The sequence below is a fragment of the Thermobifida sp. genome (genome assembly GCF_017577275.1).
Lineage (GTDB): Bacteria > Actinomycetota > Actinomycetes > Streptosporangiales > Streptosporangiaceae > Thermobifida > Thermobifida fusca.
On sequence record NZ_PITY01000013.1, the window covers coordinates 48,002 to 62,229 of the forward strand.

The window sequence follows — 14,228 nt, forward strand, 5'->3', positions numbered from 1 at the left end:
TGTTCTCGGTGTTACCAGCGCCATTCAGCGACCACGTACATCACCCCGTACGGGTCGTCGGCGTAGTGCACCTCAACGCGCGGTGGGGTGTGCTGTGCGGCGGCGGCCCCGGCAAGCACCTGCCAGGCGGCCCGGCCTTCCGCGAGGAGGTCGCGGGCCAGGTCAGCGTCGAGTGCAGCCAGTTGCTGGGCGTCACCGCTGCGGAGGGCCGTGACGAGGCCGGCGTCGAACGGGTGGGCGCGCTCGTCAAAGTGGCCGGGGGCTTTGGGGCTGCGCCGTGCGCTGCCGTCCCCTAGCACGAGCAGGGCTGTGGGTCGGGAGGAGGCTGCGAGGTCTTGGCCGCGGCGCAGGCATTCCTCGGTGGGGGTGGTGTCCGCGACCGGGTGCAGTTCTACTGGCCCGGTCCACTGGGCGTCGTCTAGGAGGCGGAGGCCTACACGCAGGCTCCACGGCAGTCCGCCCGCCAGGTCGGGGCGGGTCGTGCCAGGGACGGCGGGTGCCCCGCCGATGAGGGCGACGTGTTCGGCGCCGTGCAGGACCCGGTCGACCGCGGTGCGGCACGCTGCGCGCAGTTCAGCGGCTGCGTCGTGCTGCCCGGTGAGTTCACGCAGAAGCAACGGAGGATGCGGACAGACCGCTGCGGCTGTGATCACCTGATCGTCTTCCCTACGCAAGTCCGCGCACAGCCCGGGAGGGGGCGCGGAGTCCTTTGATACTGCTGACCATGTCCAGCACCTGGCGGGTCTCGACCACCTGGTGGACCCGGTAGACGCGGGCACCGTGCCAGGCGCACACGGCGGTTGCTGCCAGCGTGCCTACCAGGCGCTCCTCGACGGGCAGGTCGAGGGTTTCCCCGACGAAGTCTTTGTTCGACAGGGACACCAGCACCGGCCATCCGGTCGCGGTCATCTCGTTGAGCCGGCGGGTGACTTCCAGCGAGTGGCGGGTGGTTTTCCCGAAGTCGTGGGCGGGGTCGATGAGGATGCGGGAGCGGTCGACGCCGAGTGCCACGGCGCGTTCCGCGAGTGCCACGGTGTCGCGGATCGCGGACTGGACGACGTCGTCGTAGTGGACGCGGTGCGGCCGGGTGCGGGGACGCACCCCGCCTGTGTGGGTGCAGACGAGGCCCACGTCGAATTCGGCGGCGACTTCCGCTAGGGCCGGGTCGTAGCCGCCCCACGCGTCGTTGAGCAGGTCGGCTCCGGCCTGGCAGACTTCGCGGCCTACTTCGGCGCGCCACGTGTCGACGCTGATGACGATGTCGGGGTAGGCGTCGCGGACTTTCGCTACGAATCCTGCGACTCGCCGGATCTCTTCGGCGACGGGGATCTCTTCGCCGGGTGCGGCTTTGACGCCCCCGATGTCGACAATGTCGGCTCCTTCTGCGACGACCTGGTGGACCCGGTCGAGGGCGCGTTCCTCTTCCCAGGTGGCGCCCCGGTCGTAGAAGGAGTCGGGGGTGCGGTTGACGATCGCCATGACGAGCATCTGGTCGTCGGTGAACGTGCGACTGCCCAGTCTCAGCATCGGCCCTAACCCCTCTCTCAGCGTCCGGCACTTGTGCCGACGGTTGCGCTCCTGGGACGGCTGGCGCGCGGGGTGGTCGCGGCTGCCAGGGTGCGGTGTCCTGTGGGAGCGGTGTGTGGCCGGGGGATGCGCGCCGCGTTCCAGGGTGGGGCAGCGGCATGTGTTGCTTCGCGGTTTCCGCGGTCCCACCCCACCACGCGTCGTCCTTTCAGTTGTGTCCTTCCCCCGCCGCGGGTACTAACGAGGGCTGGCCGCCATGCTACCCAGCGGGGTGTGCGGATGCCGCAGCAGCGCGGGGTTCTGGTGCGCCTGCCTGGTGTGCGGCGGCTAGGTGCGGGCGCGGCGCAGGATGGCGCGGGCCTGGCGCAGCAGCGGCTCGTCGATCATTCTGCCCTGGTAGCGGAACACTCCTGAGGGGGCTTGTTGGGCGGCTGCCACCACACCGCGTGCCCACGCCACGGAGGTCGGGTCGGGGGCGAATGCGGCGCGGACGGGGTCGACTTGGACGGGGTGGATGCACAGGCGGGCGGAGAACCCTGCTTGGGCGGCTTCGGCGGACGATTTGGTGAGTCCGGCGACGTCGTCCAGGTCGAGGTAGACGGTTTCGATGGCGGGGCGGTGTGCTGCAGCGGCGGCGAGGAGCACGTGGGAGCGGGCGTGCCGGGCCACATCGTGGTAGGTGCCGTCGGAGCGGCGGCTCGTGGTTCCGCCTAGGTCCGCGATGAGGTCTTCTGCGCCCCAGGTCAGCGCGGCGCAGGAGGGGGAGGCGGCGAGGCGTGGTGCGGCGAGGATTCCGGCGGCGGTTTCGCAGAGGGCGATGACGCGGGCGGGGGCGAGTGCCTCGAGGTCTTCGGGGCGTTCCGCTTTCGGCAGCATCACCAGGCGGGCTCCGGCGGCGCGTACTGCGGCGACGTCCGCTTCCCACCACGGGGTTCCTGGCGCGTTGACGCGTACGATCACCCGGTCCGGGTCGAGGTCGGCGAGTGCGGCGGTGACGAGGTCCCGGGCTCGGTCTTTGTGTTCGGGGGCGACGCTGTCTTCGAGGTCCAGGATGGCCGCGTCGGCGCGTGCCATGGCTTTAGCGTAGCGGTCGGGCCGGTCTGCCGGGCAGAACAGGAGTGCCGGGCCGGGCAGGTCTGCGAGGGTGTTGTTCATCGCTGCTCCTCGGGGAGGCGCAGCATGAGCGCGGTGCGTTCCACGCGGGCTACGAGGGTTCCGTCCTGGTTGTGGGCGCGGTGTTCGAAGCGGACGACGCCGTTGTTGGGCCGGGACTGGGACAGGCGTTTGTCGAGGACGCGGGTTTCGGCGTACAGGGTGTCGCCGACGAACACGGGGTGGGGGAAGGACACTTCGCCGAAGCCGAGGTTGGCGACCGTGGTGGCCTGGGTGAGCTGGTTGACGCTCAATCCGACCAGGGTGGAGAGGGTGAACAGGCTGTTGACGAGGGGTTTGCCGAACTCGGTGGCCGCGCTGAAGTGAGCGTCCAAGTGGAGGCTCTGCGGGTTCATGGTCAGGGTGCTGAACAGGACGTTGTCAGCGTCGGTGATGGTGCGTCCGGGACGGTGGACGTAGACCACCCCGGTCTGCAGTTCTTCGTAGTACAGGCCTCGTTGTTCGATGCGGGCTTCGCGGTGTGCGGTGGCGTCGCCTGGTTCCGCTGTCATCGGCTCCTCCTCATCCCGGCGGTCGCTTGTGGCTCCCTTCCCTGGGACGGCCCTACCCTATCGCCGCTGGCTTGTGGGGGAAACGGTCGCGTTGCGGGGAGTTGCGGGACCAAGGGCCCTGAGCGGGGTGCTTTGGACCGGGATTCGGGGGTAGTGCGCCGGGCAGGAGAGGGACGAGGAACGTCCCGGTACGTCCGGGGCGCACTGCGCCACTCCGTGAGGAAAGGTGACCGCATGACCATCGACGTCGGAGCCGACGCAGCCCACGCCTTGCTCACCGACGGCACGATTGTGCTGGTGCGTCCCGCCTACGCGGAAGACGAGCCGCAGGTCCGGGCGATGCACGAGGCGATGTCTCCGGAAAGCCGTCGGATGCGGTTCTTCAGCTCGGGTACTGCCACGATCAGCGAGTTGTCGCGTCGTATCTGCGCGGCCCCTAGTCGCGGCCATCAGGCGCTGCTTGCGGTTCTCGACGACGAGGTGATCGGCGCGGCCAGCTATGACACGATCGGCCGGTCGGATGTGGCTGAGGTGGCGCTTGCCGTGGCCGACCAGTTCCAGGGCAAAGGGGTCGGCACTCTGTTGTTGGAGCATTTGGCGTCCCGGGCCCGCAGGAACGGCGTCACCACTTTCTATGCGGATGTGCTGCCCGACAATCACGCGATGCTGCGGGTGTTTTCTGATATTGGTCTGCGCCCGCAGCAGCGTGTCGACCGGGGCATGGTGGAGGTGACGATTCCGCTTACCCCGGATGACCGCTACTTGGATGCGGTGGGCATGCGGGAAGCGGTTGCGGGCCAGCAGAGCCTGCAGCGGCTGCTGCGTCCCGCCTCGGTGGTGGTGATCGGCGGTACTCGGCGTCAGGTTTCGGTAGGTAACGCGATTCTCCGCAATATCCGCGCTAGCGGGTTCACGGGACGCTTGTATGCGGTGCATCCCCATGCCGCGGCTGTGGCGGACGTGTCTGCGGTTCCGTCCGTGGCTGACCTGCCGGAGGTCCCGGATCTGGCGGTGGTGTCGGTGCCGCCGGACGCGGTGCTGGATGTGGCCCGTGCTTGTGGGGAGCAGGGGGTGGGCGCGCTCGTCGTCATCACCGCGGATTTGGACACGGAGACCAGTCAGGAGCTGCTTGCCGTGTGCCGTCGGCACGGGATGCGGCTGGTGGGGCCGAACTGTTTCGGGGTGGCGTCGCTGAGCGACGGTGTCCGGTTGCAGGCGACGTTTGCTGCGGAGGCTCCGCGTCCGGGGCAGGCCGGTCTGGTCGTGCAGTCCGGGGGGATCGGTATCACGCTGCTGGAGCACTTGTCCCGGTTGGATGTCGGCATTTCCTCGTTCGTGTCTACTGGCAACAAGTTGGATGTCAGCAGTAACGACTTGCTGCAGTGGTGGGAGGACGACCCGGACACCGCGATGGCGATCATGCACGTGGAGTCGTTCGGGAATCCGCGTAAGTTCTCTCGGATTGCTCGGCGGTTGGGGCGGCGCAAACCGATCCTAACTGTGGTGGCGGGGCGTTCCACGGCTGGGCAGCGGGCCGCGGCCTCGCACACGGGGGCGTCGCTGACTCCCGCGTTGACGACGGAGTCGTTGTTCGAGCAGGCGGGGGTGGTGGCTGCGCGGAGTCTTGACGAGCTGGTGGGTACTGCCGCGTTCTTGGCCCACCAGCCGTTGCCGTCTGGGCCGCGGGTTGCGATCGTGACCAACGCGGGAGGCACGGGGGTGCTGGCGGCGGATGCGTGCGCGGATGTGGGGTTGGAGGTTCACGAGCTGAGCGAGGAGGTTCGCCTCGAGCTCGAGGAGCTGCTGCCTGCGGGGGCGGCGTGCGCGAACCCGATCGATACCACGCCTGCGGCCAGCAGTGACCAGTTGCGGGCCTGTTTGGAGCGGCTTGCTGCTGCGGAGGTGGACGCGATCATCGCGATCATGGTGCGGACTGCGCTGGCTGATCCGCTGCCGGTGGTGGCGACCATGGCCGGAGGGGTTCCGGTGGCCGCGGTCGCGCCCCACCAGGCGGAAGCTGTGACGCTCTTGTCCGCGGGAGGGCACTCGGTGCCTTCGTACAACGATCCTCGGGCGGCTGCTGCTGCGCTGGGGCATGCGTGGCGGCGGGCCCGGTGGTTGGCTCGTCCGGCTGGTTCGGTGCCGTCGCTGCGGGCGGTCGCGGTGGAGCGGGCCCGGGATATCGTGCAGGAATTCCTGAAACGGCATCCGGAGGGCGGTTGGCTGCCGTTGGATCAGACGATGGAGGTGCTGGGCTGCTACGGGGTCACGGTCGCGCCGTGGCAGTGGACCCACACCCCGGAGGAGTCGGTGCGGGCCTGGCGGGAGTTGAACAGCCCGGTGGCGTTGAAAGCGGACGTGGCCGGGGTGGTGCACAAGAAGCGGGCGGGTGCGCTGCGTCTCGACTTGTCGGGTGCGGAGCAGGTGCGGAACGCGCACGCGGAACTGATCTCCCGGTTCGGGTCCCGGCTTCGTGGTGTCTTGGTGCAGGCGATGGCGCCGCGCGGGTTCGAGGTGCTGCTTGGGCTGGCTCAGCAGCCTGTGTTCGGTCCGGTTCTGGTGTGCGGGTTGGGCGGCACGTATACCGAGGCGCTGCGTACGCGGGCGGCGCGGCTGGCCCCGTTGACTGACGTGGACGCTGCGGAGTTGGTGCGGTCGGTGCCTGCGCTGCGCACGCTCGGCGAGGGCGATGAGGAGAAGGCGGTGGATCTGGGTGCGCTGCGGGATATGGCGCTGCGGTTGTCCCAGTTGGCCGTGGATCTGCCGCAGGTCTCGGAGTTGGACATGAACCCGGTTTTGGCGACTCCGTCGAGTGCGATGTGTGTGGACGCCCGCATCCGGGTGACGGTTCCTCCCTCCAGCGACCCCTATCTGCGGTCGCTGCGGCCGCTGTGACCGGGGCGCAGCCTGGGGAGGGGGTGTGACGGCGGGCGGACCGTGAAGGGGTGACCATGGCCAGCACTGTCGGCGACCTGATGACCACGCATGTTGTGGCCGCGTTCGAGGAGGCGGGGTTTAAGCGGCTCGCTGTGTCGTTGCGGATGAACGGGGTGAGCGCGCTTCCGGTGCTGGACGCCGACCAGCGGGGTGGTGGGGGTGGTCTCCGAGAGTGACCTGCTGGCCTGGCTTGCCGCGCCGAACTTGGATGAGGCGGTGTTCGCGGGTGACATGCCCGAGGAGCCGGTTGCGCGGGATTTGATGAGCACGCCCGCGATCACGATCACGGAGGGTGCGTCGCCGCGGGAGGCTGCCGAGCGGATGCGCCGTCACCGGATTAAACGGCTGCCGGTGGTGACTGAGGACGGGAAGCTGCTGGGTATTGTCAGCCGTTCTGACCTGCTGCGTGTCTATTTCGTCTCTGACGGTGAGCTGCGGGAGACGGTGGAGCGGGAGGTTGTGCGCGGGGAGTTCGACCTGCCGGGGGTGGCCGTGTCGGTGGAGCGCGGTGTGGTCACGTTGGACGGCACGGTGCCGGTGCGTTCGCTTATTCCGCGGCTGATCCGCGCGGTGCGTCGGGTGGAGGGTGTGGTGCGGGTGCATGACCGACTCGCTTATGACACTGACGACTTAGTGCCGTTGCAGCGGGCACGGTGATCGTGGCGGGTCTGCCTGGGGGTGCGGGCGAGCCCGGCACGGTGTGGCAGCGTCCGGTCTGTTGTTGGGTGCCGGTGTCGCGGTTGTGAGGCGCCGGCGGCTTGGGCTGCGTCATTTCCGCTGGGTTGGGGGCCGCGGCGGGCGTTGGTGGGTGTGACGGCCCGTTGTTCCGGGGTGTTCCGCGCGGGGTGCCGGCGCTTTGCTGACGGGTGGGCTGTACCGGCGGGGCAGCGGGGTGGTCGGAGGTGTTGCCGTGCTCCGTGGCGGGGCGTGGTCGTGTCCTGAGTGTGGGCGGTTCAGCGGGGCGGGGAGCGTGGAACGTAAGAAATCCCACAAACCGCGGCCGCCCGCTCTGCTGTCTGTTGTGGTGTTGGCGCAGGTCAACTATCCCCACCCGAAGTTGTGCCGTAACAGACATCACGTACTATTCGGACAAAGCACCACATAGTGTGACATATCCCCCAAGACCCCCCAGGGACTCTCACACCCCATTGAGACCCCGGTGACATCTCCTCAAATCATGATAACAATAATAAACCTCATAATGAGCCTGTTCATTGTGTTGTGGGAGGATCCATGAGTACGTTCCGCTGGTCGGCAATCGGCTCGGCCGCACTTGCGCTCACCCTGTTCGCCACCGCCTGCGGCGGCGGCTCCTCCGCTGACAGCGAAGGCGGAGACCTCGTGGAAGCGGCCCAGAAGGAAGGCATCGTCACCTGGTACGTCTCCATCCCTGACGAGCCGGTGCAGGCCGTCGCCAACGCCTTCGAGCAGGAGTACGGCATCGCCGTCGAAGTCGTCCGGATGGGCTCCCCCGTCGTGGCGCAGCGCTACTCCACCGAGCGCGACGCCGGACAGGCCGTGGGCGACCTGGTCACCATCCCCGAAGCCCACGTGCTGGACGAGTACATCGAGAAGGGATGGCTCCGCACCCTCCCGGCCGACCAGCTGGAGAACCTGGACGAGTGGCCGGAAGAGGCCCTGCACAAGGACACCTACTTCCTGGTCAACTCCCAGCCCATCGGCGTGGCCTACAACACCGACAAGCTGTCTGAGGCACCACAAGACTGGGAAGACCTCCTCGACCCCAAGCTGAAGGGCGAGATCGACATGGCCGACCCCATGTCGTTCCTCTCCTGGGCCGCCTTCCTGAGCATCCTCAAGGAGGAGTACGGCGAAGAGTTCCTGGAAGGCCTGGCCGACAACGACATCAAGAAGGTGGACAGCGCCATCCCCGGCACCCAGCAGGTGGCCGCGGGCGAGTCCATCGCCACCTTCCCCAGCCTCCCCTCGGTGGTGAACCCGCTGAAGGAATCCGGTGCCCCCGTGGAGCTGGTCTACCTCTCCCCCACCACGGGAGTCGAGCAGTACACCGCCGTGTCTGAAGGCTCCCCGCACCCGAATGCTGCGCTGCTGTTCGCTGACTTCCTGATGTCCGAGAAGGGCCAGATCGCCCTCAACGAAGGCTTCGGTATCTCCCCGCTGGGTGACCTGGCAGGCACCCTGCCCAAGCCTGAGGGCTACGTCGCTCCGGACCTTGCCACTGCCCGTGAGGAACAAGAACAGCTCAACGCGCTGCTCGGCTTCTGACCTCGGCCTAGGAGAACGTTCCGATGACCGTGACCACGCACGCCACCTCGGCGCAGAGCTCTGCTGAAGGGCAGCCGCGCACCGGCGTGGACATTGTCGGCCTCCGCAAGCGTTTCCGTGCCCCGGACGGAACGATCGTGGCGGCCGTGGACGATGTCACCCTGCACATGCCCAAGGGCGACTTCTGCGTCCTCCTCGGCCCCAGCGGCTGCGGGAAGACCACCCTGCTGCGCTGTCTGGCCGGGCTGGAGCACCCCGACGAGGGCAGCATCACCATCGACGGTCAGCCGGTCTTCGGTCCCGGTATCCGCACCGTCGAACCGCAGGACCGCCCGGTGGGCATGGTGTTCCAGAACTACGCGTTGTGGCCCAACATGACCGTGGCCGACAACGTGGCTTTCCCGCTCACCACCGGTCCCCGCAAAAACCGGCTCCCCAAGGAGCAGATCCGTGCCCGGGTCGACGAGGTCCTCAAAATCATGGGCCTGTCCTCGCACGGGAGCCGGGCGATCGGACAGTTGAGCGGTGGCCAGCAGCAGCGGGTCGCCCTGGCCCGCGCGATCGTCGCCGGCACCGACGTGGTGCTGTTCGACGAGCCGCTGTCCAACATCGACGCCAAGGTCCGCGAGATCCTCCGCCGCGAACTGCGGGCCATGCAGCAGGACCTCGGGTTCACCGCGGTCTATGTCACCCACGACCAGGCCGAGGCGATGGAGCTGGCCGACCAGATCACGGTCATGCGTGCCGGGAAAGTCATGCAGACCGGGTCGGCCCGCGACATCTACGAGCGGCCCCGCAACCGCTATGTGGCCGAGTTCATCGGGACCGCCAACCTGATCCCGGTGACCTCGACCGGCAGCGAAGCCCACCAGGTGGGAACCCCAATCGGTCCGATACGGATCGCGGACCCCGGACCGGACGGCCCCGCCGACACTCCCCGGTTCGTGGCGAGCCGCGCCCACCGCTGGTGGATTGACACCGCGGAGCGGTCCGGGGAGAACGTCTGGTCGGGTGAGATCACCAACGCGGTTTTCGCGGGCTCCTACACCGAGTACGTGGTGCAGCTCGGCGAGACCAGTGTCCGGGTGTGGGCAGACGACAACCCGGAGCTCGCCCCAGGTCGGAAGGTGTGGGTCGGCGTCGACCCTGCCGCATGCGTTGTGGTGCTCGATCATGACTAGTACGTTGCAACGGCCCGAAACCGTTCCCCTCGGTGCCGCGCGGCCGCAGCGGGCCACCCGCTTCTCCAGCTTCACCCTGGTGAGCTGGGTGGCCGCGGCGGTGGTGGTCGCCTTCATCGTCTACCCGGTGGGCCGCGCCTTCATCGGTGAGCTGGGCATGGAGCTGCCCGCCGTGGTCGAGGTGCTCACCAGCTCCCGCACCCTGGAGGTCTTGCGTAACGCGGTAGTGGCCGTGGCTGCGGGCGGCGCCCTGGCCTTCCTCATCGGCGCGGTGCTGGCGTGGATCAATGTCCGCACCGACGCCCGCATGGGGTGGGCTGCTGAGGCCCTGCCGCTGATGCCGCTGTTCGTGCCCGCCATCGCGGGGTCGATCGGCTGGGTTTTCCTGGCCACGCCCGAGGCTGGTTTCCTCAACTACTGGCTGCGGAAGCTGCTGGCGCTCGTCGGCGTCCACCTGCAGACCGGTCCGCTGGACATCTTCACCTGGCCCGGGCTGGTCTTCGTGTACGCGCTCTACCTGACCCCCTACGCCTACCTGGCGATCTCCAGCGGGCTGCAGTCCTTGGACCCGGCTTTGGAGGAGGCGGCCCAGGTCTCCGGGTGCGGGCCGGTGCAGACCCTCTTCCGGGTGACCCTCCCTAACCTCAAGCCCGCGCTGGGCGCAGCGGTGCTGCAGCTCATCACCATCGGTTTCGCGCTGTTCTCCGTGCCCGTGGTGATCGGTACCTCCGCGCAGATCGAGGTGCTGCCGGTGTCCATCGTGCACGCGGTGACCCGGAAGTACCCGCCGGACCTCATCACGGCGCTGAGCATGAGCCTGGTGCTCATCACCATCGTGGTTGTCGCCTGGCTCGTGGAGCGCCGGATCGTGGCCAAGGGGCGGTTCGCCCGGATCGGGGGGCGTGGAGCGCGCGCAGCCCTGGTCACCATGGGCCGGTGGAAGCTTCCGGCGCGGCTGTTCGTGCTCGGCTACCTGGGCGCCACCTCGGTGTTGCCGTTCCTGGCGCTGCTGCTCGTGTCCTTCCAGGGCTTTTGGACCCCGCAGGTCGACTTCGGCGCGTTGACCGGGGACAACTACGTCGACTTGTGGAACCGCCTGTCGGTGCGCCGGGGAATCACCAACAGCCTGCTGTTGGCGTTGATGACCGCGACCATCACCACGCTGCTGTCGGCGCTGCTGGCGTACCTGTCCTACCGGCGCCGCTCCTTCCTGGGGCGTGTCGTCGACGGCGTGATCAAGGTTCCGGCGGCGATCTCGCACATCGTGGTGGGTATCGCCTTCCTGGTGGCCTTCGCTGGTCCCCCCTTCCGTTGGAACGGCACTCTGCTGCTCCTGGTCACCACCTATGTGGTGATCTTCCTGCCGCAGGCGTCGTTCTACGCCAACTCCGCGATCCAGCAGATCGGTCCGGAGATGCGCGAGGCCGCGGAAGTGTCCGGTGCCCGCGACTGGCGGGTTTTCCTCCGGGTGATCCTGCCGCTGATGGCGCCCAGCCTGGTGGCGGGGTGGTCGCTGCTGTTCATCCTGTCGGCGGGTGAGATCAACGCCTCGGCGATGCTGGCCGGTCCGGGGTCTCCGGTGGTGGGCCAGGCCATTTTGGACCTGTGGACCTCCGGAACGTTCCCGCTGCTGGCAGCGCTGTCGGTGGTGATCACCGCGGTGTCCACGACCGTGGTGCTGACGGTGCTGGCCCTGGGCGTCCGCCCCAACAGCGGCAACGCGCCCTAGCCGGGTGCCGGTCGGTGTGGCGGCCCTCCCGTGACGCTGCGGGAGGGCCGTTTTCGTGTCCCCCGGGCCGGGGCGTGCCCCGGCCGCGGAGCTGCGGGCGGGGACGCTGCGGTCCCTGCCCGCGGCGCTTAGGCCGTGGTGTCGTTGTTCTTCCACAGCAGGGCCCGGCGCGTCACGAGGTTCATCAGCCGGTCGACGAGGAAGCCGACGATGAGCAGCGCGAAGATCGCGGCGAAGGTGCCGTCGCTGTTGAACGTGCCCGCGTGCATCGCCACCAGGAAGCCGAGGCCGCGGTCGCCCGCCAGCATCTCGGCGACCACGACGCCGACGATCGCCTGGGGGACCGCGAGTTTCAGTGCGGCAAACACCCAGATCAGTGCGGACGGCAGCATGACCCGGAAGAGGACGTCGAACGCGGTTCCTCCCATCACCCGCACTGAGTCCACCAGATTCTTGCTGACGTCACGGATACCGAAGAAGGTGTTGTAGAAGACCAGGAAGAACACGATGGCCGCGGCGGTGAGCACGCGCAGCTCCGAGCCGATTCCCACCCACATGATGAACAGGGGGATCAGCGCGTGCTTGGGCATGGTGTAGAACGCGGTGATGAACGGTTCGCACACCCGGGCCAGCCACTGCGACTGGCCGAGTACGCACCCCACGACCAGCCCTAGTCCCCCGCCGGCCAGCAGGCCGAGGAACGCGTCCTTGAAAGTGCTGGAGGCGTGGTAGAGGAGCTCGCCGGAGACCACCCACGACCAGAAGGTCGGGAAGACCTCGGAGGGGCGGCTGGTGAGCAGGTCGTCGATCAGCCGTCCAGCGCTGAGCTCCCAGGACGCCAGCAGCACGACGATCACGCAGAGCTGCACGAAGTGGTGGAGCCGGGGCCGCCACCGCGCCCGGCTGCGGCGCGGCTGCGGCGCGGTCGCGGGTGCGGCCGAGTCGGTGGTGGTCTTGTCCGGCTCGGTGACCGTGGTGCTCACCGACATCACTCCTCTTCCTTCTGTTTCGGCACCCGCGCCCGGGTCAGCGCCTCTTGGAGTTCCTGCTGGATGCGGGCGAACCCGTCTTCGTAGGGCAGCGTCGCGGGGTCGCGTTCCGCTCCGAAGGGGATGGTGAATTCCGCGACCACTCCCCCGGGCGGCCCGCCGCCGATGACGAGGACCCGGTCAGCGAGGACGGCGGCCTCGGTCAGGTCGTGGGTGACGAAGAGGACCGTCTGCTGGGTGCTGTGGACTGCGCGCCGCAGGTCGGCGTGGAGCTGCTGGCGCATCTGCGCGTCCAGTGCGGCGAACGGCTCGTCCATGAGCAGCAGCTCCGGGTCGTAGATCATGCTGCGGGCGAGTAGGGCCCTGCGCCGCATCCCGCCGCTGAGCTGGGCCGGGTACAGTCCGGCCGCGTGCTGCAAGTCCAGGAAGGCGAGGTAGCGGGAGACTTCCTGCTGGATGCGCTGCTTGGGGACTTTGCGCATGCGCAGCGGGAGGGCGACGTTGGCGGCCACGGTGCGCCACGGCAGCAGGGTGTCGTCCTGCGTCATGTAGCCGACGGAGGTGTTCACCCCGGTGATGGGGCGGCCGTCGAAGAGCACCTCGCCCCGGCGGGGGCGCAGGAGGCCCGCCGCCAGGTTGAGGATGGTGGACTTGCCGCAGCCGCTGGGTCCGAGCAGGGCCACGAACTCCCCCGCGTGGACTTTTAGGTCCACGTCGGCGAGGACGTCGGGGCGGTCTCCGAATCCGACGGCCATGCCTCGGGTTTCGAAGACGACCCGGCGGGGTTCGGTGGCCTGGGGGGAGGTGGCGGTTTCCTTAGTGGAGATGGTCATGGCCTGCCTTAGGACTCACCACGGGCGGGTTCGGCGACGAAGTCCTCGTACACGATGCTCTCCAGGTCCTTGTCGGAGGCGTCCCCGAAGAGTTCGAGGTAGGTCTCCCAGTTCTCGCGGGTGAACAGCACGCCTTCGGGGTAGCCGGTCTGCGCCTGCTCCCAGGCGGTGGCGAAGACGTCGGCGTCGAGGTTCGCAAAAGAGTTCTCGTGGAGCGCCTTTCCGGCCGCTTCCGGGTCGGAGGCGACGAACTCTTGGGCTTCGGCGAGGGCAGCGTGGAAAGCTTCGACGATTTCGGGGTTGTTGTCCACGAACTCTCTCGTGCTGACGATGCAGACGCCGATCAGCTCGTTGAACTCTTCGATGTCGCCGCGCGGCAGGGAGATCCACAGGGTTCCGGAGCCGTCGGCGATGTTGGCGTCGGCGACACCGACACCGAAGAAGCTGCCGTCGAACTTGCCTTGGCGGATGCCAGCGACGATGGAAGAGGTGTCGGTGACCGGGACGATGTTGAGGTCCTTGTCCGGGTCGAGGCCGTGCTGCTGCACCAGGTGGCGCAGGGTGAGGTTGCTGGAGGACCCTGGTGGGCTGGTGGCGATCGTCAGGCCGCGCAAGGCCTTGATCCGCTCCTCTACCGGGTCGTCGGGGGCGACGTCGAGTCCTTTGGCGACGTCGGCGTTGAGGACGATGTTGTTGATGAGTCCGCCGGTTCCGGCGACGATGACCAGTCCGGCGCCTTCGGCGACGGCGTCCGCGGCGGTGGCGGTGCCCACTCCGGCGAAGTCGTATTCCCCGGCGCGCAGGGCCGCGATCTGGTTGGTGCTTCCTGCGCCGCTTCTCGTGGGCTGCATGTCAAGGCCGTGGTTGGCGTCGATGTCCTCGTCGATCACGAGGTTGATGAGGGCGGTGTTGAACGTGGGCTCGGCCAGGCCCACCCGCACCGTGGTGAGTCCGTCCTCGTTCTGTGCGGGGCCGTCTGACTCCGACGGGCCGCACGCGCTGAGAGTGAACGTCAGGGCTGCAGCGAGAGCCAAAGCGCGGAACGCTCCACTCCTGCGGGCACTACCCATGATTGCTGTCCTCACTAGTTGGGGGATTCTGTCCTGTCGGTGCGGTGCCGG

General features: G+C 68.2%; 13 protein-coding genes. 6 read left to right on the forward strand and 7 right to left on the reverse strand.

Going from position 1 to position 14,228, the window contains the following annotated elements; translation table 11 throughout:
• Positions 1-11: 11 nt before the first annotated feature.
• The 4 genes from CW348_RS01920 to CW348_RS01935 all read right to left on the reverse strand — a co-directional run bounded on the left by CW348_RS01920 (position 12) and on the right by CW348_RS01935 (position 3,191).
• Positions 12-617: a hypothetical protein gene (locus CW348_RS01920; protein WP_234351665.1), complete on the reverse strand. Its 606-nt coding sequence runs from the start codon at positions 615-617 to the stop codon at positions 12-14.
• Between the two features lie 49 nt (positions 618-666).
• Complete coding sequence (gene folP / locus CW348_RS01925; RefSeq protein ID WP_011291755.1) at positions 667-1,527, reverse strand: dihydropteroate synthase; 861 nt, start codon at positions 1,525-1,527, stop codon at positions 667-669.
• A 327-nt stretch (positions 1,528-1,854) separates the two neighbouring features.
• Positions 1,855-2,682: a CoA ester lyase gene (locus CW348_RS01930; protein WP_104612851.1), complete on the reverse strand. Its 828-nt coding sequence runs from the start codon at positions 2,680-2,682 to the stop codon at positions 1,855-1,857.
• On the reverse strand, positions 2,679-3,191 hold the full coding sequence (locus CW348_RS01935) for a MaoC family dehydratase (protein ID WP_011291753.1): 513 nt from the start codon (positions 3,189-3,191) through the stop codon (positions 2,679-2,681). Before CW348_RS01935 ends, CW348_RS01930 begins: the two co-directional genes overlap by 4 nt.
• Before the next feature lie 234 nt (positions 3,192-3,425).
• On the opposite strand from CW348_RS01935, the gene CW348_RS01940 reads away from it, so the two are divergent.
• The 6 genes from CW348_RS01940 to CW348_RS01965 all read left to right on the forward strand — a co-directional run bounded on the left by CW348_RS01940 (position 3,426) and on the right by CW348_RS01965 (position 11,285).
• On the forward strand, positions 3,426-6,086 hold the full coding sequence (locus tag CW348_RS01940) for a bifunctional GNAT family N-acetyltransferase/acetate--CoA ligase family protein (protein ID WP_104612852.1): 2,661 nt from the start codon (positions 3,426-3,428) through the stop codon (positions 6,084-6,086).
• A 56-nt stretch (positions 6,087-6,142) separates the two neighbouring features.
• The gene (locus CW348_RS01945; protein ID WP_287462557.1) at positions 6,143-6,304 is read left to right on the forward strand and encodes a hypothetical protein; all 162 of its coding nucleotides are present in this window, start codon (positions 6,143-6,145) and stop codon (positions 6,302-6,304) included.
• A complete protein-coding gene (locus CW348_RS01950; RefSeq protein ID WP_287462559.1) occupies positions 6,288-6,785 on the forward strand; it encodes a CBS domain-containing protein in 498 nt (165 codons plus the stop codon). The genes CW348_RS01945 and CW348_RS01950 overlap by 17 nt, the downstream gene beginning before the upstream one ends.
• 576 nt (positions 6,786-7,361) lie before the next feature.
• Positions 7,362-8,375: an ABC transporter substrate-binding protein gene (locus tag CW348_RS01955; protein WP_011291750.1), complete on the forward strand. Its 1,014-nt coding sequence runs from the start codon at positions 7,362-7,364 to the stop codon at positions 8,373-8,375.
• A gap of 23 nt (positions 8,376-8,398) precedes the next feature.
• Entirely contained in the window at positions 8,399-9,556 is a 1,158-nt protein-coding gene (locus CW348_RS01960; protein ID WP_016188586.1) for an ABC transporter ATP-binding protein, read from the forward strand.
• Positions 9,549-11,285 carry an iron ABC transporter permease gene (locus tag CW348_RS01965; RefSeq protein ID WP_104612853.1) on the forward strand — a complete coding sequence of 579 codons (1,737 nt, stop codon included), beginning with the start codon at positions 9,549-9,551 and terminating at the stop codon, positions 11,283-11,285. The genes CW348_RS01960 and CW348_RS01965 overlap by 8 nt, the downstream gene beginning before the upstream one ends.
• Positions 11,286-11,413: 128 nt before the next feature.
• On the opposite strand, the gene CW348_RS01970 is transcribed toward CW348_RS01965, so the two are convergent.
• From CW348_RS01970 to CW348_RS01980, 3 genes are read right to left on the reverse strand one after another with little or no spacing between them, the layout of a single operon-like run.
• On the reverse strand, positions 11,414-12,274 hold the full coding sequence (locus tag CW348_RS01970) for an ABC transporter permease (RefSeq protein ID WP_011291747.1): 861 nt from the start codon (positions 12,272-12,274) through the stop codon (positions 11,414-11,416).
• Positions 12,274-13,107, reverse strand: coding sequence for an ABC transporter ATP-binding protein (locus tag CW348_RS01975; RefSeq protein ID WP_011291746.1), 834 nt, complete (start codon positions 13,105-13,107; stop codon positions 12,274-12,276). The genes CW348_RS01970 and CW348_RS01975 overlap by 1 nt, the downstream gene beginning before the upstream one ends.
• Positions 13,108-13,115: 8 nt before the next feature.
• On the reverse strand, positions 13,116-14,177 hold the full coding sequence (locus CW348_RS01980; protein WP_227480853.1) for an ABC transporter substrate-binding protein: 1,062 nt from the start codon (positions 14,175-14,177) through the stop codon (positions 13,116-13,118).
• Between the last annotated feature and the right edge of the window lie 51 nt (positions 14,178-14,228).